The organism is Moorena producens 3L, from assembly GCF_000211815.1.
GTDB classification, from domain to species: domain Bacteria; phylum Cyanobacteriota; class Cyanobacteriia; order Cyanobacteriales; family Coleofasciculaceae; genus Moorena; species Moorena producens.
Genome location: NZ_GL890851.1, coordinates 46,554 through 70,405 on the forward strand (window position 1 = coordinate 46,554; position 23,852 = coordinate 70,405).

General features: G+C 43.8%; 16 protein-coding genes and 1 pseudogene. 11 read left to right on the forward strand and 6 right to left on the reverse strand.

The genetic code is table 11. The features are described from left to right. The first annotated feature begins 452 nt into the window (after positions 1–452). The 4 genes and pseudogenes from LYNGBM3L_RS38180 to LYNGBM3L_RS40335 all read left to right on the forward strand — a co-directional run bounded on the left by LYNGBM3L_RS38180 (position 453) and on the right by LYNGBM3L_RS40335 (position 3,892). Positions 453–1,591, forward strand: a pseudogene (locus tag LYNGBM3L_RS38180) (IS630 family transposase). A 1,488-nt stretch (positions 1,592–3,079) separates the two neighbouring features. Next, entirely contained in the window at positions 3,080–3,406 is a 327-nt protein-coding gene (locus tag LYNGBM3L_RS10765; RefSeq protein ID WP_081431951.1) for a transposase, read from the forward strand. A 16-nt stretch (positions 3,407–3,422) separates the two neighbouring features. Next, positions 3,423–3,632 (forward strand): transposase, encoded by a 210-nt coding sequence (locus LYNGBM3L_RS40330; protein ID WP_008182333.1) that lies wholly within the window; start codon positions 3,423–3,425, stop codon positions 3,630–3,632. Continuing rightward, on the forward strand, positions 3,629–3,892 hold the full coding sequence (locus LYNGBM3L_RS40335; RefSeq protein ID WP_008182334.1) for a transposase: 264 nt from the start codon (positions 3,629–3,631) through the stop codon (positions 3,890–3,892). The genes LYNGBM3L_RS40330 and LYNGBM3L_RS40335 overlap by 4 nt, the downstream gene beginning before the upstream one ends. 69 nt (positions 3,893–3,961) lie before the next feature. Here the strand turns inward: LYNGBM3L_RS40335 and LYNGBM3L_RS10775 are convergent, their stop codons facing one another. Together LYNGBM3L_RS10775 and LYNGBM3L_RS10780 are read right to left on the reverse strand one after the other, a co-directional pair. Then, on the reverse strand, positions 3,962–5,071 hold the full coding sequence (locus LYNGBM3L_RS10775) for a hypothetical protein (RefSeq protein WP_008182336.1): 1,110 nt from the start codon (positions 5,069–5,071) through the stop codon (positions 3,962–3,964). A 103-nt stretch (positions 5,072–5,174) separates the two neighbouring features. Beyond that, positions 5,175–5,525: a DUF565 domain-containing protein gene (locus LYNGBM3L_RS10780; protein WP_008182338.1), complete on the reverse strand. Its 351-nt coding sequence runs from the start codon at positions 5,523–5,525 to the stop codon at positions 5,175–5,177. Between the two features lie 102 nt (positions 5,526–5,627). Between LYNGBM3L_RS10780 and LYNGBM3L_RS10785 the strand changes: the two genes are divergently transcribed. Next, complete coding sequence (locus tag LYNGBM3L_RS10785) at positions 5,628–7,565, forward strand: ArnT family glycosyltransferase (RefSeq protein ID WP_008182340.1); 1,938 nt, start codon at positions 5,628–5,630, stop codon at positions 7,563–7,565. 119 nt (positions 7,566–7,684) lie between these two features. Here LYNGBM3L_RS10785 and LYNGBM3L_RS10790 read toward each other — a convergent pair whose 3' ends face one another. Both LYNGBM3L_RS10790 and LYNGBM3L_RS10795 read right to left on the reverse strand, forming a co-directional pair. Next, positions 7,685–8,731 carry a T6SS phospholipase effector Tle1-like catalytic domain-containing protein gene (locus tag LYNGBM3L_RS10790; protein ID WP_008182343.1) on the reverse strand — a complete coding sequence of 349 codons (1,047 nt, stop codon included), beginning with the start codon at positions 8,729–8,731 and terminating at the stop codon, positions 7,685–7,687. A gap of 873 nt (positions 8,732–9,604) precedes the next feature. Continuing rightward, on the reverse strand, positions 9,605–13,270 hold the full coding sequence (locus LYNGBM3L_RS10795; protein WP_008182345.1) for an ATP-binding protein: 3,666 nt from the start codon (positions 13,268–13,270) through the stop codon (positions 9,605–9,607). Positions 13,271–13,587: 317 nt separating this feature from the next. On the opposite strand from LYNGBM3L_RS10795, the gene LYNGBM3L_RS10800 reads away from it, so the two are divergent. The 4 genes from LYNGBM3L_RS10800 (at position 13,588) to LYNGBM3L_RS10815 (ending at position 18,285) form a co-directional block, all read left to right on the forward strand. Continuing rightward, entirely contained in the window at positions 13,588–14,508 is a 921-nt protein-coding gene (locus tag LYNGBM3L_RS10800) for a circadian clock protein KaiA (protein ID WP_008182350.1), read from the forward strand. A gap of 127 nt (positions 14,509–14,635) precedes the next feature. After that, positions 14,636–14,950: a circadian clock protein KaiB gene (gene kaiB / locus LYNGBM3L_RS10805; protein WP_008182352.1), complete on the forward strand. Its 315-nt coding sequence runs from the start codon at positions 14,636–14,638 to the stop codon at positions 14,948–14,950. Positions 14,951–15,045: 95 nt separating this feature from the next. Then, on the forward strand, positions 15,046–16,605 hold the full coding sequence (kaiC, locus tag LYNGBM3L_RS10810; RefSeq protein WP_008182354.1) for a circadian clock protein KaiC: 1,560 nt from the start codon (positions 15,046–15,048) through the stop codon (positions 16,603–16,605). Between the two features lie 612 nt (positions 16,606–17,217). Next, positions 17,218–18,285: an LOG family protein gene (locus LYNGBM3L_RS10815; protein WP_008182356.1), complete on the forward strand. Its 1,068-nt coding sequence runs from the start codon at positions 17,218–17,220 to the stop codon at positions 18,283–18,285. Positions 18,286–18,389: 104 nt separating this feature from the next. Here LYNGBM3L_RS10815 and LYNGBM3L_RS10820 read toward each other — a convergent pair whose 3' ends face one another. Continuing rightward, a complete protein-coding gene (locus LYNGBM3L_RS10820) occupies positions 18,390–19,265 on the reverse strand; it encodes a DUF928 domain-containing protein (RefSeq protein WP_008182359.1) in 876 nt (291 codons plus the stop codon). 1,100 nt (positions 19,266–20,365) lie between these two features. On the opposite strand from LYNGBM3L_RS10820, the gene LYNGBM3L_RS33855 reads away from it, so the two are divergent. Then, on the forward strand, positions 20,366–20,797 hold the full coding sequence (locus LYNGBM3L_RS33855) for a hypothetical protein (RefSeq protein WP_137985829.1): 432 nt from the start codon (positions 20,366–20,368) through the stop codon (positions 20,795–20,797). Positions 20,798–20,845: 48 nt separating this feature from the next. Further along, entirely contained in the window at positions 20,846–22,015 is a 1,170-nt protein-coding gene (gene bioF, locus LYNGBM3L_RS10830) for an 8-amino-7-oxononanoate synthase (protein ID WP_008182365.1), read from the forward strand. 20 nt (positions 22,016–22,035) lie between these two features. Here the strand turns inward: bioF and LYNGBM3L_RS10835 are convergent, their stop codons facing one another. Further along, positions 22,036–23,706: a CocE/NonD family hydrolase gene (locus LYNGBM3L_RS10835; RefSeq protein ID WP_044492644.1), complete on the reverse strand. Its 1,671-nt coding sequence runs from the start codon at positions 23,704–23,706 to the stop codon at positions 22,036–22,038. Between the last annotated feature and the right edge of the window lie 146 nt (positions 23,707–23,852).

Here is a 23,852-nt window from a genome sequence, read left to right on the forward strand (position 1 = left end):
ATTGGCCATGAGCTGATGGCGACAGCCCCGCGCTCTACCCGTGCTTAGTGAGCGTCTTGAAGTTACCGTAAGGATAGGGTCGCCTTAATCAATGGAGGCCCGCTTTCCCCTTGAAGAATTAAATTACGGGGTCGCGCCTCAAGTTTTAACCTTTTTCTGCATAGCCTGCCTTGGGAGTTACCGTAAGACAGGCTCGCCTTATTACACAATTTTTAACCTTTTTATTCATAACCTGCCGACCATAAAGGCGAGCCTGTCTAAGGTTTCATCTTTAACCATAAAGGCGACCACTACTATCGGTTTCGTCTCTGGGAAGGATATCTTGGGCATTGGAGCGAAGCGGAATTGTGAATCAGGCGTATTTTGATTTTTTACATACGGCGGTTTGCATAAGCTGTTCGGCATTTAAATTGGTATAATAAAAATTAATAAATAACCCAATAATAGGAAATATGCCAGCAAAAAATTATCTGACACAAGAGCAAAAAACAATACTTCAAAAAGCCTTAAAAATAGAAGAAAATGGAAATATTAGAGAACGTATTTTAATTTTGCTGTTGTTGAATAGTGGAAAAACACAGTTAGAAATTGCTGAAGTTTTGGGTTGTTCAAAGAACACAGTCTGTTATTGGTGTGTCCACGGAGATCCAGATGACTTAGAGAGTCTTAAAGATAAAAGAATGAAAGGCAATCACCAAAAAGCAACAAAACAATATATAGAAGTATTATTAGAATTAGTCGAAAAAGAACCCGAAGAATTAGGATATGAATTTGGTCGATGGACAGCTCAAAAATTAGCCGTTCATTTAGAAGATACAACAGGCATCAAGTTAAGTGGGTCTCAAGTTCGTAGGATACTAGTCAAGAAAAAATATGTTTACCTTTGGTCAAAGTATAGCTTAGATTCTAAAAAAGACCCTAAAAAAAGGGAAGCATTTAAAAAGAAACTAGATGAGTATTTAAAAATAGAAAAAGAAAGCCCAGAGCGTCTTCAGGTATGGTTTTGGGATGAAAGCGGATTTAGTTTGAGAGTCATCAGAAGAAAAAACTGGTGTAAAAGAGGAAAGCGAAAAAAAGTTAGAGGAGACCGTTCGCGCAGCGTCGGGCTTTGCCCGAAAGGCAAGGGAGAGTTAATGTGATGGGAGCTTTGCGATATTCAGATAAAAAAAGATTTGTAGATTTCCTCAAAAAAAGCAATAGTCAAACTTTTTATGAAGTTTTAAAAACCTTTTATAAAGAGCTAGAAAATGAATGGATGGAAGCGGGTAATCAACTAGAAGACTTTGCTAATAAAGGACCGAAAATCGTCATTATTTTAGACAATGCTAGTTTTCACAAAAAAGCCGAATATATTCATAAAATAGAAGAAGATATGCCGAATATTTATTTAGAATATCTTCCCGAGTATAGTCCTGATTATAACTTAATTGAATTGGTTTGGCATTCAGCAAAAGAATATATTGCCAATCGAGTTTTCAAATCAATTGAAGAATTAGAATGTTTGTTAAATCATCTTTTAAATGAAGGAGGGTTAATTATAAAATGGGTACGAAAAATAAAAAACAAAGGCAATGCTGTTATCACAGTTTAAATGCGCAACAGCTTAACTATCAAGTACACAGGATTTTCTCCTTCTTTCCTCTTCCGAAGTCCCTGCTCCGAAGTCCCTGCTCCGAAGTCCCTGCTCCCTAAAAACCCATAAATTTGTACCTAATTGAAGTGCAAACCGCTGTATTTCTCTAGGGCGTGTCTGCAAACCCAATAATTTAGGTTAGAGAGATTTGCGATGCTCCTTTGGAGCCGCTAAAAGCGAACGCGAGCATAAGGAAGGGAATTTGGGCAAAGCCCGACCCTAAGCAAACGTTTTGCTCAACTTGACCATAAATCTTTCTTAGATCAACAGTTAAAAGATTTATTTTTATCTATAGCAGTCAGAAAAAACATGATTTCAACTAATGGTACTTTAGCCAAAATCAAGCCCAAATATAGCCCAAGCTGGCTTTATATCTAGGGCGTGTCTGCAAACTGTTGTATGCTAATTGACACTCCCCGCCCGCTTATGGACGGGGATTCTTGTTTCATAGAGCCAACTTGCGTGAACCTTGCCGGAGTCAGGAAGAGTAGAGGTCGATTCTCCGCAAGGGTATCGGCGTTCGCCTTTGGCGTGGCCTACGGCCAAGCCGACGCTACGCGAACGGATCAACGATCCAGGTTCCAGTATGCCCCACCGTACCTTACCTTTTTTTTACATATAGATAGATACTTTTTTTATCTAATTTTTTTTCATAGACGTTGTCTTGATGCAAAGCGCGAGTGGGGGAAACCACGGCAGTCGCTCATGGTTTGAAGTTACCGTAAGACAGGCTCGCCTTAATCAATAAGTTTTAACCCTTTTTTGCATAACCTACCAACCATAAAGGCTCAACGTAATCAGGTTTCGTCTCCGGGGAGACCCCCAAGACCGCGCTGCCTCCCCAAGACCGTAATGGTGCGCTTGACCCGTAATTAAATTCGCCACGGGTCGCACCTCTGCATCGCTTAAGTCGTGCTTACCAAATTACGCAATATGTATCTGATACATATTTTTTACGTTGTCTACTTATCATTAGATAGTATTTATCTAGTTTTTGGTTTCTTGTTGAGATTTTTAATAACACGCAGTGCGAAAACTGTCAAGTTTTCACTTAAAAAGAAAGCCGTCTCTAGAAGTTACCGTAAGAGTTAAGAAGCCTTAATTAATAAGTTTTAACCCTTTTGCTCATAGCCTGCTCCCAATAAATGCTTCTTAACTCTGAGGCGCGCGTCTCCTATAAGGACGGGGCGCGATTACCCAAAATTTTTGGTAAAAAGACGCACGGAAGTAGCACAAAAACGAATGGAGATTGCTAACAGAGGCGAGTTAACCGACGAACAGTGGGAAAAGCAAAGCGCCCTTATTACCACCTCAAAAAGCTTGGGAACGAAGTTACCGTAAGATAGGGTCGCCTTAATCAATAAGTTTTAACCCTTTTACCCATAGCCTGTCGCCCATAAAGGCGACCCTATCTAAGGTTTCGTCTCCGGACTGGAAAACCAGCACATGACAATCGTTCCATCATTAATGGGATTATCACCGATCTTGAGAACAGGCGCACCCTGGAGAGATTTACCTCCGGATTACGGAATTCACAGTACAGTCTCCAGTCGGTTCTACCGATGGCGAAAACCTGGTATTTGGGATCAAATTTGGGCAGGTCTTCAACAAAAAGCTGTAGCCGTTGGGCTGATTGATTGGGAAGTCCATTTTGCCGACAGTACCGTAGTCAGAGCACATCAACATGCGGCGGTCGCAAAAGAGGGCAACAAAACCAAGCTAAGCGGCGTAGCACTTGGAGGTTTCTCTACAAAAGTCCACAAAGCGAGCTGAAGGGTTTGGAAAACCAATGGTTTTTGTCCTAACATCAGCTTGTAGTCATGACACCATTGCTTTTGATGACTTACTGACTGGAGGAAAAGTCAAAGGAATTGGACTTCGAAGACCAAAAAGTCGATTTCGCTACTTTTTAGGTGATAAAGCTTACAGTAGTCAAGCAATTAGAGAAAAACTGCGTTTTCAGGGAGCAACCCCTATTATTCCCCCCGAAAAGCAATGAGAAAAAACGAGAACGCTTCAATCGGGGTCTGCAAACGAGAACGAAATCGAGTCGAACGACTTATTAATCGCCTCAAGCAAAATCGACGAATCGCAACTCGTTATGAGAAATATGCCATCAATTATCAAGCGATGTTGACTATTGCCTCTATATTACTCTGGCACGAGAAGTGCATGGGGTCAGATCAGTCAAACGAGCAGGGATTTTCAACCAGCCGTACCAGCAATCCCGGTGCTTGTTTACTACCTCCCGTTGATTAGCTGACGCCTAAGGGCTGATAGCACCTCAAGCAGCGTGCGCTACGCGCATATGCTTACGTTGATTTTATCCTAATCAGCATCCCCTGGTGAATAAATCACACCAGGTGTGTGGTCAGGATTAATTTCAACCACCAAGTCTACTAGATTTGGGTTTCGAGTCAGGGGTGTAATAAATAATTCTGGATGGAGAGCTTTCCAAAAATAGTTGACAAAATCTCTAATTTGTGAATCTTCCATCCCTGACTTACCCTGAGCAATCATCTGTTTCTCTGCCTGTAGTCGCCATTGCTGACTGAGGCGGTAGTCAGTAGGGTAGAGTACCATCAATCGGTCTAATCGTTCCCACAGGGGTACATAAAGCCTCAGTTGCTGATTCATATCCCGAGCAAACTCTCGGTCTTCCAAGGTATGAATCGGTTCTGGAACAGAGCCATCAAACGCTTCTGGCTCAATGGGTCGAACCCCAACAAACCACCCTTCAAACAATACAATATCAATACTTTCGACCACCTCTGGAGTGATTCGGTCTCCAGCCCCCCCAAAAGCTGATTTATCAAACCGAGGCACGAGGATTTGTGGCGTAGGGGAAGGGGATCGTAATTGGTCTAATAGCTGTAAACCCAGCTCAACATCATGAGTTCCAGGGGGACCACGCCAGATCAGCCTGCGGTCTTGTTCTTGAAGCTGTTGTCGCTCCTTGTAGGTTTTGTAGAGGTCATCGATAGACAGGCTGAGAGTGCGTTCGCTGAAAGCGGGACGAAGTCCATCGCCTAATTTGTGGAGAATCACACTTAAGACTGCCGCTAGAGTGGTTTTCCCGGTGCCCTGCCCTCCTAATATGCCCTGAATCAAAGGACGTCCCAGCTGTTTACGACAGGATACCAACTCCATGGCTAAAGGAAGCCAGAGGTTCCAGAGGCATAAGAGAGTCTTTTGCTGTGTTTCAGGAGTAGTTTCAAAATACGGTAGACGGAGAATATCTGGGTAGACTATCTCAAACAAATGCGATCGCGCTTGGATTACCTGTTCACCATTATCCTCTGTGATGCCAAACGCCTTTGCCTTTAGGTGATCAGCCAGTTCCTCAGCCAAGAGTTGCTGAGATTCAAGGGGATTGGGTGTTTTTCCTGATACCCACTGCTCGAGAATTTGACCAACGCTCTTGGTGTCACTTGTCATTTATCGTTTCTCGGTCAGTAGTTGCATCAGACGTCTCCCTTGTTAGGATTCAGCAGTAATTACTCAGCAGTGATTACTAACTCATTAGTAACTGATTACTATTTTAAGAGCCAAGCTTGAAGGCTTCTAAATACATACTGTATACCAGACCAATTTTAAAAGCATTGACTACATCTGCCAACCATGAAACCCGGTCAACGGTTTGATTTAATTGGCCTTTTGGAAATTTACCGCTATAAATCAACCGGTTAACTGCTTCTGTAAAAACAATCAACATCCCAGATAGTATCCATTCCTGGCCAGTTCCTGCTGTAGTACACAGGGCTTGTCCTACCAAGAAGCCAAACAGAAAGCTAATCAGGACCATCGACAGGCGTCGCCAGGGATTAGCAAACCATAGCCCCAGCCGCGTCCATAAAAAATCAACTAAATTATTAAGACGGGTATTCTGCATCTACTACACTCGTTGAAATAAGAATAACACACGTGTAGACCATGCTATCCGTTTTTGGAATAATGATAGCCTGCTAGACCTCAATCACACCCTAGCCCATTGATGAAGTTTACATTAGCTAATAGGTTTAAAAATTGGTGGCAATCTTGGCAACAGCATCCCACCACCATCTGGACACTTTCTATTCTGTGGTTACTCCTGATCAGCTGGCTAGCTTTTTTGTGGAATTTGGGCAACATCGGTTTAGTAGATGAAACTGAACCCTTGTTTGCTGAGGCCGCTCGCCAGATGACGGTGACAGGTGACTGGATTACCCCTTATTTCAATGGTGAGACTCGCTTTGATAAACCCCCCCTAATCTACTGGTTGATGGCAATTGGTTACCGGTTGATTGGGGTGAATGAATGGGCAGTAAGACTGCCGTCAGCCTTGAGTGCGATCGCATTAACTGGATTAGCCTTTTACACCCTACGATATTATGGGATTTCCCGTCCTGCTGCCTTTACCCCTGATGTAGAGTCAAGTCAGCACAGGGATAGCAAAATCAACTCTTCCTATCGCCAGCGCCAGTTGTGGATCTGTGCCTGGATTGGTTCAACCCTGATGGCAGTGAATCTTCAAACCATTATCTGGGCAAGAACCGGTGTATCAGATATGCTACTCAGCGCCTGTGTCGGGGGTGCATTACTAAGTTTTTTTCTAGGGTATGCCCATCGAAACCATAGGAACACAGGAGCACAGGAGCTCGGAAGCAGCGAAAAAACTGTTGCTAAAAGCCCCTCACCCCCTCACAAATACCCTTGCCGTTGGTACCTAGCCTGTTATGTGCTCATTGCTCTAGCTATCCTTACCAAAGGACCAGTCGGTATCGTTCTACCCACACTAATTATTGGTGGTTTTCTGCTTTACCTGGGCAATGGCAGGGAAGTATTGCAGGAAATGTGCTTATTTAGAGGCATTGTGATTATTTTGGCTCTGACACTACCTTGGTATCTATTAGTAACCCTAGCCAATGGGCAAGCCTATATCGACTCGTTTTTTGGATATCACAATATTCAACGCTTTACTCGCACCGTTAACCGCCACGCTGGGCCTTGGTATTTTTATTTTCCAGTAGTACTAGTAGCTTTTGCCCCTTGGTCGAGCTACTTGCCGTTTGCGATCGCACGACTAAAATTTTGGCGGCGGGTGCGGTGGAGTAACTCACCCCGTTCTACTCATTTGGGTTTATTTGCTCTGTTCTGGTTTGTAGGGATTTTCGGCTTTTTTACCATTGCTGCCACTAAACTACCCAGCTATGTGCTACCCCTAATTCCAGCTGCCGCCATTCTTTTGGCTTTATTGTGGAGTGACCAACTCACCCATACTAGTACCCTTTCCTGGTCTGCCCGTGTGCCCCTTTCCCGATCCATGCTACTCAGTAGCCTATTTAACCTCTTGTTGTTAATTGCCCTTGCCACTGCCATTTTTTTGGCTCCCGAATATATCGGTAGTGGACCAGCAGCACCAGACTTACCGGAGCAGTTGCAAGAATCCGGCTTAATGGTGAGGGGAGGTATTATTTGGAGTATAACTGCTATTGTAGCAGCACTGTTGCTCTGGCGACGTTGGTTGTTTGGGCTATGGATAGTCAACCTAGTGGGATTTTTAGCCTTTCTTATTTTCGTGTTGACCCCTACTTTCTTGTTAGTGGATCAAGTGCGTCAATTACCCCTACGGCAATTATCTGCCATTGCTGTTCAAGAAAAGCAATCGTCAGAAGAATTGATTATGATTGGTTTCAAAAAACCCAGTGTGGTTTTTTACACCCAGCAACCCGTCACCTACATGAGCAAAGGTAAAAAAGCACGAAATTACATGAAAGAAATAGCAGTGACTCAGCCTTCACCTCCCTCCGTTTTGATGTTAGCTAGGAAGAAAAGGCTAAAGAAAGCCAAGCTAAAACCTGAGCAATATACTACCTTAGCTAGTCTTGGTCCCTATAAACTCATTCGCGTTTCCAAACAAGTTTTTGTTGATAAATCTAAAATTAAAAACTAAAAGTTTAGTTGTCACACTTCACACTTCACACTTCATACTTCATACTTCACAATTTTATTCAAATAACAAATTACTAATTATTAGCTGTTGACTAGTAAACCAAAATTGACATCATTATTTTACTTCTGTTGCTTAAGTTGTAATAGTTGATTTAGTCTGGGGCCGTGCTTGTCAGCCAGATTCCTCGGTCGATAATCAGGCCGCTTCATCCAGCGTTCTATTACACTCTGGTGAAGGTCATCAAAGTTATCCGAAATCTCCCGTAGCTTGCGCCCTGTGAACTTGAATAGACCCAGAGCATTGTTGAAATCAATATCATAATCAAGGTTGATACCAGTAGGAATTGCCCTTGGGTCAAACTCAAGACCAAGACCGATCTTGCCGATTGAGTCCATCATCCACTGCAGTGCGCCGTCGGACAAGCCGCTCTGCTCCTGGGAGCCACCACCGACGGAGCCGTGAACCCCTGGAAACCATACTTCACGAACAACCTGGGTCTGGGAAAGGTGGCTTTTGTCCATTGGCGTCACGTCAAAGACTTTGCGCTGCTCATCAATGGATACAGCGTGCAACCCATGCTCAATAATCGGACTCAAAGAGGTATCGTGGAATCTGTACCTCTTGTTAAACCTTTTGTCAAACCACAAAAAGGGGGATAAATTAGGGATACCAAGGGAACCAACCGTGTCCCAGCAGCCAAGCAAGGTAATGGGGACACTTTCTCCGTATTTTTTGCGGAATTCTACCATTTGTTGGTGATTGGGCTTGATATCCCGAGAGCGGTACATTTCGTAGGCTTCCGGAGCTTTACGGATCTCGGAGCGGGATAGCAAGCCTGATTTATAAATCATTCCAGCTAGACTGCGCACTGTATAAGCCCCACGGCTGAAACCGAATAGGTAGATTTCGTCACCAGGGATGTAGTTCAGGCAAAGAAAGCGATAAGCATCCTGGATATTGGTATCAATCCCTCTGCCAAAAGCGCCACCGAAAAGCTTGCTCTTCAGAGAGTCTTCTGTGCCAATTCCCTCATCGTAGAATACGATTTGTAGAACTCCGTGACTACCCAATGCTTTAACTGCCTGAGAAATCTTAACCACATTGCTTGGGTAAGTACTTGATAACTCTTGCCATGTTCCATCACAACATACCACAAGACGTTTCATGGTCTACCTCCTTTAAAAAACTTACTTACTCTTACTTACTATTTAAATTAACGTAAATACTTTCTAGCAACTCAGATTAAGCGACCGCTCCATTCATTAACCATAAGCAATACTATTGTTGGCACTTATTTTTGGTAATCTTACTATTTAATCATCCTTTTGTTAACCGTAACCAGTTTGTTGGTTTGCCGTTTTCATATTTATTTTTATGCTTGTTATTACGTTTTAACCTTGTCCTGTTTTTCGTTTAATTATTTTTAGTAAAACTCATTAAACATTACGATATTAATTAGCCACAAATATTAACTATGATTAAATATAAATGCTAAGGTAAACGTGAGATAAATCCAAATAACTTTGGCTGGATAGGAGGTGTCTTCTCCATATTAGCTTGAATTTCGAAAGAAGGCTCACGCCATAATCGTTGATTTGCCGTGGGATCAATTGCAACCAACCAATATAGCAATTATCATAGCTATGAGGTACAAAATTTCGGGATTTTAGGGAACAGCGGATCACCGGAACAGCGGATCACCTGAAGAGAGAAGAGGGAAGAGGGAATAGGGAATAGGGAATAGGGAATAGGAATGCGCTGCATCAAAACAGGGAATCAACGTCAAAAAAGACTGTACCTCATAACTGCGATCAACGCTATAAATTGGGCGAAGGGCATCCTTATGGTATAATAAACTGATCAGATAGTTAGGAATTGCTGTTGTTTGTACTTGAATCCAAAAGAGGAAGGTTCAACAAAACAGTTTGGCATCATTGGCTTTATGATCCCCACGGCTGGCTTTGTTCGCAACAAGTGTCTCCAAGACTGGATGGACAATCACGGTGTCGGACAATATGACCGACTTGCATCCCACCCCTTTAAAGGGTTGGGTTCATGAGCTGCTTAATCTGTTTCAATAACTGGGTCATTGACTGAGAATGCCAGTGTACAATCTGAGTAGCAATTTTCTCAAGCAGCAACTCCAACTGAGAATTCGAGTTACTACTGTTACTACTCTGGATTACTGGATCGTGCTGCTTAGCCTCTAATCGATGATCCAAAACCAGAATGGGTGGTCGCTCTGGCAATTGAGCAAGAGTTATCAATCCTTTCGAATGTTCTGAAGGATTAGTGAGATCTGTTAATCGAATCAGCAGCAAGTCCACACTTTTTCCCTGAATTTGACGGTATACTTCTGCCCAAGAACAGGCCACTAAGCTGCAATAACCAGCAGTTTGTAAGTATTGAATCAGTGCCTGTAGCCAAGATGTTGATGATTTTCCGGCCATTGACAACCCGTAGGATAAGTGAGAGGATTCAAGGTTCAACCTGTTAACCTGTAACGGATTACCCCTAAACTTTGTCCTCTGCTCCCCCGTGTCCATCACTAAAATGGTAGGCTTGCAACTGATTCCAGCTGCCACTTGAATGACTTGCAGTATGGCAGCCATCTTTTGTTGATTATTTGGTGCTAAACAGGGATAGACCGAAAGACCAGTTACTTGATTAGCAGCTTCTGTAGTTTGGTGATCCAGGGTTACTAGTGGTAAAGTACTCAAGCAAGGATATGATGAAAACTGATTCAAGTAGATTAAAGGGTTTATCAGTCGAGCACCATTTAATACAATCACATCTGGATTCCAAACCCGGCTCAATAACTCAGCTTGATCGAAATCATCGGCTTCGAGTACCCGATAATTGAGGTCTAAGTTTTCTAGACTCAATAGTGAAGTTAACTCATAAGTCAGTGCAGACGAGTCAGGGTTCTGGTAGGACTCTACAGAATAGCCTTTTCGCCCATCACCAGGATTGAGATAGAGAATCGTTAGCACACTACTGGTATTACTCTCATCTTTAGCCAGCCGAGACAGGTTTTCTCGTAATGCTTCCTCTTGTACTGGCAGACTTAAGAAACCATCAGCTTTGTTGTGGGTGGCCTGCTGTTTTTCGGCCTGGGTGGCTGTTACCAAAACCGGGATGTGATTAGTTTGGGCATCGGACTTTAGCAGTGTTAGGACATCCCAACCAGAAAGTTTTGGTAGTAGGGGATTGAGTAAAATAGCATAGGGTTGTAGACGACGGGCTTTTTCGATTGCTTCCGTACCAGAGCGGGCAACCACCACCCAATAGCCTAAACTCTTGAGCTGTTCCGTCAATCCTTCCAGGTAACGAGGTACAGCTTCCACAATTAACACTAAACGGTTGGGCGTCGAAGATGGGGGGTGAGACCTTGCCGTAGGGGCAATCTCTGATAGTTGCTCATCCCAATTGTCCAATTGATCAGATGAAGCGTGGGGAGGACAGGGGGGGAAGAGTAAGGTAAACTGACTACCGAGCCCTGCCTTGGAAATAAACGAGACATCTCCACCATGCAAGTGAGCTAGATGTTGTGTTAAGACTAATCCCAGACCCGTCCCCTCAAAGCTACGAGTCAGAGGCTTTTCCAGCTGTTGGAATTTCTGAAAGATCAAGTGCTGTTTATCAGCAGGAATACCAATGCCAGTGTCCCAGACCGTGAAAGCAATCCAACCTTGCCACCAATTGACCTTCAGACCAATTTCACCACTGCCATCGGTAAACTTAAGGGCATTAGAAAACAGATGGGCCAACATTTGCCGTAAACGCAACTCGTCAGCAATCAGCATCTCTAAACTTGCTTCAATCTCTAGGGTGAATTTTGTGGGATAATCTCGATTGTTGTCCTCCGAGTGTTTTGAGTCTATTTCAGAGCGAGCCTGGTCATAAGCGCGATCGCATACAGTCCGAATTGGCACCGGTTCGAGGGTAAGTTTCAGTTGACCAGTCTCCATACGGGTCAAATCGAGAATATCGTTGACCACGGTCATTAGCTTACGCCCACTCTGATAAATTAACTGCGCATAACGGGATTGACGTTGATTGAGTTCCCCTAGGGCTTGGTCTTTCAACAAAGTTGACAAACCCAAAATCGCAGTTATAGGTGTTTTCAGTTCATGGCTAATACAAGCTAAAAACTCATCTTTGAGTCGGTTTAGTTGCACTAAATCAGCATTTTTTGCTGCCAGTTCTTGGGCAAAGAGTCGTTGCTCTGTGGTATCTTGAGCCAACACTAGGTACAATTGAGAGTTAGGTGACTCAGACCGAGATATTGGAGATGGGGAATAGTTAAAAGCTACCTTAGGCTCGCAACTGTCAGTTTCTAGTCCTCCTTCCCAAAGAGCAGCGATAGCAGGTGACAGAGGAATTTTGACAAACGAGAATACCCGCTCCTGGCTGTTTGAAAGAGTTGGATCAGTTGGCGCAGCGGTTTCCTGGCAGGGGGTATGGTTTGCCCCGGTTTTCTTGACTGGTGGTGAAAAGAGCAGCACGCGCTCGTGAATAGTGGTTGCTGCTTGATAGGGAGTATCAAGAGCACAGTATTGCCCAACAGCAGCTTGTTCAGATGTTTTGTCTCCCTGGTCACAAACATTGCCCACAGATAATGGCCATTGTCCTGGAGATCGAGGAGCAGATTGGTTATGGAAGGTTGGGGAATTCTGGGTATCAGGCTGACGCCACTGGAAGTCTAACGATGTCCTAGGCTCTTCCATCGATTGCTTCAAACCTTCCTTACTGACTTCCCTCGGTACATGATTAGATAAGAGACGATTGTAAGAAGAACGGTAGGGTATCTTTTCCCTAGCTCCAGGGTTTTTCATAGCAGAGGTAGTATTCTTAGTGCCTGTGGTGCTACTATTTCCCGGAGTCCCCTCGGATGATGTCTCAATCTGCTCACGCCAGGTCAGATTCTCAACTAAAACTTTTCCCGTCGAGGTTTGTATGCTTAGGGGTAATGGCAGTTGTTCTAACAGTTGCACTAAGGGTTTCATGCCCTTGAACTGGGCACTGTAAGTTAGGGCTTCTTCCTGAGTTTTCAGTCCTGAGTTGATTCGAGATGATAATCCTAGGGAATTGGCCCAAGAACTCTTGGCTGTTAATCCATAGTGTGGGTGGTGAGTCCTGAGGGGATTAGGGTTCAGTCCCTTGGGTTGAGTACGCTTTACTATCGATTCAGAACGTTGTTGGGTGAATGTGGATGCTAAGAATTTTAACAGCAGGCAACTGTTAAGGAGTCCGATAAATTTCTGGTCCCCATCTACTAATGCCCAGTGTTCCTGATCTGGGATGGGGAATTGGTTAAATTCTCTATCCCAGTTTCTGCCCAACTCCCCTAACCCCCCCTCCCTACTTCCATGGTCTTGTAGGTAGTACCAGAATTGGTTTAGACTCAGCTTACCTGGTAGGATGGTTATGGGTTCAATGATGTTTGGCTGTATCCAAGATAGTGGTTTGTGAAGAAAACCAGTTGTCATTGTTGCTCCTGAGCTACCTACCTTAGCGTATGAGAGCAGGTGAGGCATGATCTGCCTTAGGTTAACCACTCCCACAGGATATTGCTGTTCGCTGACTACCACAATCGAGTCATGCCTTGAAGCATGAAAAATATCAAGAATAGTAGCCAAATCAGAAGTCCTTTGACAAATAGGAACTAGCTCGGCAAATTTTTGGATACTGGGAGTAGGCATCGACATAACCAATCTAGCTTCAACAGCGGTTGAGCCCTACAGTAGCAACACATCCTCCTAAAGTAGCAACAAAGGAATTCACTCAAACCCAACAGGGCATGGGCGATCCCCTAATGCTTGAAGAGCAAGTACTTTTCAATATACTGCTCAACACTGGGCATATAGTGAGGCGCGAAATCAAAATTAATTTCAATTATCAGACTGTTTCAATTCAATTTAATTTATATTAAGCTCATTGTTAAAAAAAATGTTAAAATTTTACTGGTTTAAGGACTCTTATATAGTAAGAGTAACCAGTTTGTTATTCCAGACCTGTTGTGTTGCTTTCCCAACTAACCATATGTACGCTGATCAGTTCTGATTCCCTAGCTCAATCCCTTTCTCAGGTTTTGGGTAGCGAGCAGTATATTATACACTCTACTAGCTCCGAATCTGAATTTTTCGAGGTGGTTGAGCAACATAAACAGGATCTTGATTGTTTGGTATTGCAGGATACCGACACACTTCCCAAGGTGATCCACTACTTGTACCTGCAAGGAACCACCTTACCTGCAGTATTTTTGCGGTCGGACTCCCCAGAAATCCCCCCTAGGGTTGACAGCAATCAACAGCTGGCTTCTAACCAGACGACGGATAAATTCACCGCTAGGTCTAGCGCTCATCTGTTCCATCCGGCAGAAGTCGAACTTAGTATTCACCAATTACCTGAGATTGGCGATTTCATCCAACAGGCGATGACAGAGTTTTTGTCCCTAGCTCCCGCCTGTAACTTACCCAGGTCATCTGGCCCAGTTTATCCTAACCTCGCAGTAGCTAATTACAGTTTCTTGAGTAAGCAGCAGCATCGGTTAGCTGAAAAGCTCAGGGAAAGACTTGGATACCTTGGTGTGTACTACAAGAGAAATCCTCGGCTTTTTTTTCGTAATCTATCTCTCAACGACAGGGATGAGCTGTTAGAACACTTAAGATCACAGTATCGTCAAATTGTTCTACAGTACTTTGCACCGGGAGATACCCTAAACCAAGACATCGATCATTTTGTAGAACAAGTGTTTTTTGCGGATATTTCTATATCTAAGATTGTGGAAATTCATATGGAACTGATGGATGAATTTTCCAAACAGTTGCAGCTGGAAGGGCGTAGAGAGGATATACTGCTGGATTATCGCCTGACGTTAATCGACGTGATTGCTCACTTAGGTGAAATGTATCGCCGCTCCATCCCCAGAGAACTGTAAGATCAGCATAATCGGATCAACATTGAGTAGTAAGCTTGATGGGAGGCTCTCCTAAAAAACCGTTTCCTTGAGTTCCTTGATCCCTTGTATTGACCTTTAACCCATCTTCTCCTAAACTTAAGAGCCTATGAGTTCCTATAAAAAAACTTATGTTCTCAAGCTTTATGTAGCTGGGAACACCCCCAACTCCGTCAGGGCTTTGAGAACACTGAAAACTATTCTCGAACAGGAATTCCAAGGGGTTTACGCTCTCAAAGTAATTGATGTTCTCAAGAGCCCCCAACTAGCTGAGGAAGATAAAATTTTGGCAACACCAACCTTGGCAAAAGTTTTACCGCCTCCTGTGCGAAAAATCATTGGGGATCTCTCGGATCGAGAAAAAGTCTTGATCGGCTTAGATTTGCTCTATGAAGAACTCCGTGAAGGAGATTTGGATTTCTAAATATCTTATACCATTTTAGATTAATAGTCAAGATTTAGCAAGTCAGCAACACCATTAAACTTTTTTTTGATTAAGAACATTTACTTAAGACCAATATGAATCAATTTAATCAAAATGAACTATATCAAAACTCAGTAACAACGGTCGGTGTCCAGAAAATACGGACAATGATCGAAGGCTTCGATGAAATCTCTCATGGGGGTTTACCATCTGGTAGAACCACCCTGGTCAGTGGAACGTCTGGCACTGGAAAAACTCTATTAGCCGTTCAATTTCTCTACAACGGCATTAGCAATTTTGATGAAGCTGGTGTGTTTGTTACATTTGAAGAATCACCCACAGATATCAGCAAAAATGCATCAAGCTTTGGTTGGGAGCTAAATAAACTAGTTAATGAAGGCAAGCTATTTATTCTGGATGCTTCCCCGGATCCAGAAGGACAGGACATTGTCGGCAACTTCGACCTGTCTGCCCTGATCGAGCGTATTCAGTACGCCATTCACAAATACAAAGCCAAGCGAGTTTCCATTGACTCAATCACTGCCATATTTCAGCAGTACGATGCTGCTTCTGTGGTACGTCGAGAAATTTTTCGCCTAGTGGCACGCCTGAAAAGCATTGGCGTAACCACCATTATGACTACAGAGCGAGTTGAAGAGTATGGACCAGTAGCTAGATTCGGGGTGGAAGAGTTTGTCTCGGATAATGTGGTCATTGTCCGTAATGTTCTGGAAGGGGAACGCCGACGCCGCACTATAGAAATTCTCAAGCTGCGGGGTACCACCCATATGAAAGGAGAATACCCCTTTACGATTACGGATCAAGGGATCAATATCTTCCCCTTAGGAGCAATGCGACTGACTCAACGGTCTTCCATGGCCAGAGTGTCTTCCGGAATCAACACTCTTGATGTTATGTGTGGTGGTGGTTTCTTTAAGGATTCCATTATCCTGGCAACGGGTGCCACAGGTACTGGCAAAACCTTGTTAGTGAGCAAGTTTATCCAAAATGCTTGCATACAAGGTGATCGCGCGATTTTGTTTGCTTACGAAGAATCTCGGGCTCAGCTATCTCGTAATGCATCGTCTTGGGGCATTAATTTTGAGGAAATGGAACAAAAGGGTTTATTAAAAATTCTTTGTTCTTATCCAGAATCAGCGGGGTTAGAAGACCACTTACAACGGATAAAAACAGAAATTGCTGAATTTAAACCCTCTCGCATTGCCATCGACTCTCTTTCTGCTTTAGCACGGGGAGTGAGCAACAATGCCTTTCGGCAGTTTGTGATTGGTGTGACGGGCTATGCGAAGCAAGAAGAAATAACTGGATTTTTTACCAATACCACAGATAAATTTATGGGAGCTCACTCCATTACCGATTCCCATATTTCTACAATTACTGACACAATTATAATGCTACAGTATGTGGAAATTCGTGGTGAAATGTCCCGTGCTATCAATGTATTTAAGATGCGTGGCTCTTGGCATGATACAGGTATCCGAGAGTACACTATCAGTAAGGATGGACCAGAAATTAAGGATTCCTTCCGCAATTACGAACGAATTATCAGTGGTTCTCCCACTCGGATTCCCGTCGATGAAAAGAGCGAACTCTCTCGGATTGTTAAAGGCGTTCGTGATAAGTCGGGGGAATAATATCTAGTCTTATTAAGTAAGCATTCAGCTATCAGCATTCAGCTATCAGCTTTTGAATAAAACCAGTAAGCTGTCGCGTATTTAAACTCCCTTTGATTAAATCAGAAAAAAAAACTGAAACTCTTTTACATTCTGCCTTCTGCCTTCTGCCTTCTGCCTTCTGCCTTGGTGTTGTAGAATTTAAATGCACAACAGCTTAACCATTGGTTTAATCTCTGTTACGTCAGCTCACGGCACCTCAAGTAGCGTGAGCTTTTAGCTCACGGCTGACGGCTGAATGCTTACCTTATTAATCACTTCGTATTCAGGAAAATCGTTAATTGTTAATTGTTAATTGTTAATTGCTAATTCATCCTTTACCCCTTTGGGGAATTAAAAATTAAAAATTAAAAATTAAAAATTTACGCATCAAGTTTAGAACAAATTTTGAATTAATTAATTCCGGGTACAAGCCCCCACTGATTGTCATTTTGAATTAATAATTTTTAATTTTGAATTGGAGCGTTCGCGAAGCGTGACCAAAGGTCAAGCGAGTTGACTATTGACAATTTTCAATTTTCAATTTTCAATTGACGAAAAACCTTTAATGATAAGTAGTCAACTGGATACGATATGACCCTATCTCCTTCTGCGGATGGCTTCAACTCACTGTCAACGGATTTAGCAACACTGATTGACCAGCTACCTAATCTAGAAAATCGTAAATTGATCAAACGGTCTCTGGCAGTGCTAGTGCGACTAACTGGGGAAGAAATTGACCGTCTGGACTGGAAAATAATCACCGCTTCTCTAGAAGATATGGAGCGGGCATTTCAAGTTTTTTATCCCTATCGTCATGTTCGGAAAGTTACCATTTTCGGTTCCTCACGCCTTGCCCCAAATACTCCTGAATATCAGCTGGCAGCTGAATTTGCCTATCATTTAACCCAGCAGGGATTTATGGTAATGACTGGTGCTGGTGGTGGCATTATGGAGGCAGGAAACAAAGGTGCTGGCTCTAAGCATTCGTTTGGTCTGAATATTCAACTACCGTTTGAGCACGGATCAAATTCGTTTATCGCAGGGGATCCCAAGCTAATTGAGTTCAAGTATTTTTTCACTCGCAAGCTATTTTTCATCAAGGAAACGGATGCGCTTACCTTATTTCCTGGTGGCTTTGGTACTCAGGATGAAGCCTTTGAGTCTTTAACCCTTTGTCAGACAGGACGATTAGAACCAACTCCTTTAGTACTGATTGATAAACCTGGTGGCACCTACTGGAAAGATTGGGATGCTTATATTCACAAGCACCTCATGCAACGGGGTTTGATCAGGCCAGAGGATTCCAGTCTCTATACCATCACAGATAACTTAGATGTGGCTTACGAAACCATTAATCGGTTTTACCGGGTTTATCACTCTAGCCGCTATGTCAGAGATCAATTCGTGATTCGCCTCAAATCTGAGTTGTCAAACCCTGAGGTTGAACAGCTAAATCAGCATTTTAGCGATATCTTGGTTCAGGGACGGATTGAGAAAAGTCAGGTTTTACCGGAAGAACTACCTGATGAAACCGCTGAACTCCCCCGTCTGGTTTTCCACTTCAATCGACGAGATGTTAGCCGTCTTTACCAGCTACTCGCTACTATTAATCACATGGGTGTTTCCGAAGAAAGTACAACTCATCCGGAACTGAAATAAGGCTTGGATGCTTGCATCCTTAAAATACACAGGAGGCTCGACCAATGACCAATACCGGAAATGACCCACTCTCTTGCTGGTAATGGAATTAGAGCGACTTGATCTTAAAATTCCAGAAAGGGTGCTTGCGTGATCGCATCTAAGTCAACAGACTGCAATAATTTCACCCAATCCTTGATCAGCAGGTCATTGCTAGAATTTTGCTGACGTAGCTTAGCTAGAGCATTAAGGGTATCATACCAGATCCCTGATCTGGCATAGATAATCGCTTTCTGTTCTAATGTCGCTTGGTCTAACTGATTTTTGAGGGATGGGTTGAGTGACATCCGTTTTACCCACCCTGTCACTACAGGAGATCCCAGTCGCTCACATTTAACCACAAAGTACCAACGATACTGTTTACCAACCTCAAGGGAGGCGACTGTTGATGGAAGTTCGATGCCTACTACACTTGGTGAGGAAGATGAGGCAACAAATTTAGTCCAGTAGATTTCGTTATGGTTTTCATCTTGTAGCACAAACTCCAAAGGCAAGTCCGGTGTCAGGGCATAGGGAACATAAAACCAGAAGGTGGGATGAGAAACAACGGTTAAGCCGAAAACCGATTCTGATGCAATTTGACCCTCACTGGCAATGGTGGGGCTAGCAGGGACCAAGGCAGTCAAAGGTGGCTCGACTTTTGGACATCCCCCACGGCTTGCCGCTGCTTTTCGTTTACCGGGTACACCTCGTTCCGGTACATTTGGTGGCACCCAATCTAGACTGATACCTAATGGCTGTGGATTCCTTGAAGTAATTCGCTCTTGCTCTCGGTGGTTTTGAGCCACTTCTGCTGTTGGAGAACGTTGATTTGAGTCCAACCGGGAATTGCTAGGATTAGCTGTTGAAATCCCTGGCAAGGCAATACTGCTACTAAAGCTGACAATTGCTAATGCAATTCCTAAGATTGGCGGTGCTAACGGTAGTTTTATCTTGCTCATGATTCATAAAGAGTAATTTTGAAGGAATGTTTTCCTTGTAATTGGTCAGGTGATTGGTCAGTTGTTAGTTACTATCCCTAATTTTTTCGATATCGTTGCTAGGCTCATGATCACTCAATTGAGTGTATAGCGCTACGGGCAATGGCATTGGCAAGAGGCAAAATTTTACTACAAAAGCTTTTCAGGTTGTATCAATTTCCTAACCTTAATGGGTAGTGCTATATCTAATTTTTACTACTGACCAGTGATTATTTTCTATATCTAGTTTGGGGTCTTCAGTACCTTTTATGCGAAAGTTCCAGTTAAAAAACTCATAAAGCTTACTTTACAAGCGATGCAGCTTCGGAACAGGGGAGGCAGTGGGGCTAAAGGGGAGGCAGCTCGGTCTTGGGGGAAACCCCCACTCGCTATTGCCGTTTCCACGGGGCAAACAGCGGTGCGGACGAAGGTTTGCTTTGAATTACCGTAAGGAGAGGGGAGCCTTATTTCATGTAACTTAAAATTATTACTCTTTACCTATCGACTATAAACGCTCCCCCATCCTGCGGTTATGTCTTAACACCCAGCCCCTCCCCATGAGGAACTGCCGTGGTTTCCCCCACTCGGGCAATAATCAAGACAGGAAAATTCTGCTATTCAACTCACAAAATTTTCTGAATACGGCCTTTTTCCACTATTCCCTGCTCCGAAGTCCCTGCTCCGGAGTCCCTGCTCCGAAGTCCCTGCTCCGAAGTCCCTTTGCCAGACTGTTTATTTAGCATAACAAGTACATAAGAACCCTAGTTTGATCTACAATCTAGTAATTGAAGAATCCAGAATTTAAAAATGTTTCATTTTCAGGACTTACTTAGCTATTATAGCTGGTGAATTTCGACTATTTATTAGCATAAAATTATTATTTTGTCAACTGCATTTTGATAGATATAGATAGTTAACAGTTCCGGTAATTCATCCCAGATCCAATCTATAATTTAGTAGGGGTATAGGGATCCGTGTAGGAATTGTGAGAATTTTTGATGCCATATTCCCTACTCCCTATTCCCTACTCCCTATTCCCTTTGCTAGATGATGAGTCAATACTATTAGGATCGTGAAGTTTGGTGGCAGACATGAAAATTTACCAAAAATCTTTTTTGAATAACAAACTCTGTAGCATCCTCTTGTTGCTGACTGTGGGAGTAACATTACTCAGTAGCTGCTCCCCTAACAAAATGGAGAAGTGCAAGCTGATTGAGGTTGAACCCAGGGAAGTTGAGCTAGACATCAAGGACACTGATATTGAGGGATGGGAATTAGAGGTACTTTGTGGTGACCAACTTTGGGATATCCCATGGTCAGAAATTAATCGGCACTTCAAGATTGACCTGAAGAAGTATTACTCGAAGAATCCACAAGCAGCTCAACGGCAGCTGCAACGACTGGAGCAACGACTACTTTTCTATAAACCAGACAACAAGAGGGGAAATATCCTATACGGTTCTTTAGATGGCAATCCAGAGTTAGTTGGGGTGAAGGCGAAAAAAGATGATTAAGATTCAACCGGCACCAAGCCCAAGTCTCACCACCAAATACAATGTCTAATGTCTACTGACCCTTATGCTTGGCTAAAGCTATCCCTGGCCACGATTGAGAAAGCCAATTGGTATCGTTCAGTACAAACTCTACAAAGTATGCCTGGTGCTGTGGTGCAACTGGAAGGGCGAGAGGTGATTAACTTCGCTAGTAATGACTATCTGGGACTGGCAGGCTCACCTCCTTTAATCGCAGCTGCAGTTACTGCTACTAAGGACTATGGTACTGGCAGCACTGGTTCGAGATTACTCACTGGACACCGGGAACTGCATCGAGAATTGGAAAATGCGATCGCATCTCTCAAACAAACTGAAGATGCGATCGTCTATAGCTCTGGGTATTTGGCAAATATAGGTACGATTGCGGCGTTAGTAGGGAAACGGGATTTAATCCTAGGGGATCAGTACAACCACTCCAGCCTAAAAAATGGGGCAATTTTGAGCGGAGCCCAGGTAATTGACTATGAGCACTGCAATATGGCTTCTTTGCAGGGTCAACTGATTCAATACCGACAACAGTACCGCCGTTGCTTAATTGTTACTGATAGCGTCTTTAGCATGGATGGTGATTTATGCCCCTTGCCTGAGCTATTAGGGTTGGCAAACCAATTTAATTGTATGCTCCTGGTGGATGAAGCCCATGCTACGGGAGTTTTGGGCGCTACAGGCGCTGGGTGTGTGGAACATTTTGGCTGTACTGGAGAAACGATTATTCAAGTTGGCACCCTCAGTAAAGCTTTGGGTAGTTTGGGAGGGTATGTTGCAGGTTCGGCAGTTTTAATTGATTTCCTCCGAAATCGTTCTCCTAGCTGGATTTACACCACTGCGTTATCTCCAGCAGATACAGCAGCAGCATTGGCAGCAATCCAAATTGTCCAACAAGAACCAGAACGGTGCGCTCAACTTAGGAATAATGTAGAGACTCTCAAACAGTTAATTACTCAACAGCTGCCTAATCTCAACTGTTTGCCCTCCGAGTCACCTATCCTTTGCATTTCCATAAATAGTGCTACTGAGGCTCTTGCTGTTGGGGAAACCTTGAAAGCAGCTGGTATCTTTGCCCCTGCTATTCGTCCTCCTACAGTGCCTACGAGTCGAATTCGGATCTCAGTTATGGCAACTCATACATTGGATCATTTCGAGCAGTTAGTTGCTGCTTTGGAGACCTGTCAGCTATAGCGCTAAATTGATCATGGCGCTCATTTTGGGTCAGAGTTAAAAATAGGTAATAAAACACGAGTTGGATAATCTCCTCCACAACTCACTATCAAAGTAATAATCTCAGCATCCATCAATCGACTTTCACCAGGAAAAGCCCCGGTGCCGGAATTGACTGGATAAGCGGGAAAACAAGCCCCACTTAAGCTCAAGCGCAACTGATTCCCTTGGGCAATACGCACAAAAGTTGCTTGGAATCGAATACGCCACGGATTAGTATTGTCTCCAGGATTCACCCGCCCATATCCCTGAGTGACATGGTAAACCCTGCCATCGGGATGGACTTCCGACAACACTGCACAGATATCAAAACTGGGAGTATCAGCTGTGCAAAACACCTCTACCAGCACATCCCCTACCAAATGTAAATTTTCTGCTAAGGGTGGAGAGGTGTAGGTTAAAACATCTGTGCGACAATCTATGGAAGTGCGATCGCATGAACCGACTGGCATGGCTGCATGACCCCCTATTGCTGGAACTGGACGCCAAGGGTCATGAACTAATAGATCACAGGATAGATCAAAGGTATGCTGGATTTGGGATACTCCCTGTGTCTGCGATCGCTGTTGCATTCCTTGAGACTCTTCTGGGACTAATTTTCCAGAATCTTCCCTGACACTGGCTAAACCGGAAGTTACCAGATAATAAGATTTCTGATTTCCATCAGGCCAACTATCAAAATAACGCCACCGATTAGTTCCCATCTCAAATAGAGAAATAGGGGGTTGCTCAACCACGTTGGTATCAATTCCTTTGAGGAACTGGTCAAACCAACGCACTTGCAAGCCATCAACGGGACTATTCGCCTCGGGACCGTAATCGACTGCTCCCACTTTACGCCCCCAAGGCAGGTGCGCCCAAGGTCCAATGATCAGATGCTGGGGCGAACTGCCATGAGATGCCATATCCTTATATAAATGAAGTGTCCCTCGCAAAAATGGGTCAAACCATCCGCCAATATGTAACATGGGCATGTCTACATCCGGCATCATTCCCTTGGGAGATAGTTTTTCCCAGTATTGATCTGGGTGAGGATGGTCTAACCAGTCGTGATAAAAGGAGTCTGGTGCTAAGTCTTGGAGAATTTGAGGCCGAGCCGGAATTGGGTCATACAGGGGTAAATTCCGAGATGCCGCATACAGCAGTTGATAGGCTTGCTCATCTCCCCGCAATCGTGCCGTTTCTGTTGCTAATTGTATCGCCCAACCCAGATTAGCTTGTAAACAAAACGCCCCTCCCTCATAGGCCCAATCGCTGTATAAATCATAGCCAATCATCGCTGGACAGATCGTTTTCAGAGCGCTGGGATAGCTGGCAGCAGCGTACAGTTGAGTCATCCCCTGATAGGAAAAGCCGTACATGCCCACATCCCCAGTGCTACCGGGTAAACTGGCTGCCCAGTTAACACTATCAAAGCCATCTTCCACTTCGTGGGCAAACAAATCAAACTTACCGTCTGAAGTGCCCCTCCCCCTGACATCTTGAATCACCACAATGTAACCGTGGGCAGCATACCAAGTGGGATGAGCATAAACTACCGTAGATGCGATCGCTCTTCCATAGGGTTGCCGCATCAGCAAGACGGGAAACTCACCAGCACTATCGGGACGGTAGATATCCGCATCCAGCCGCACTCCATCCCGTGTTACCATTGATGCTGTTTCTTGTTTAACCTTCAACCTTCCAACCTTCAAGCTGTCACCTCTAACAAACCTTGGCCAAAAGGCCACGCTACGCGAACAACCTTCCAACCTTCAAGCTATCACCTCTAACAAACCTTAAACCTTCCAACCTTAAA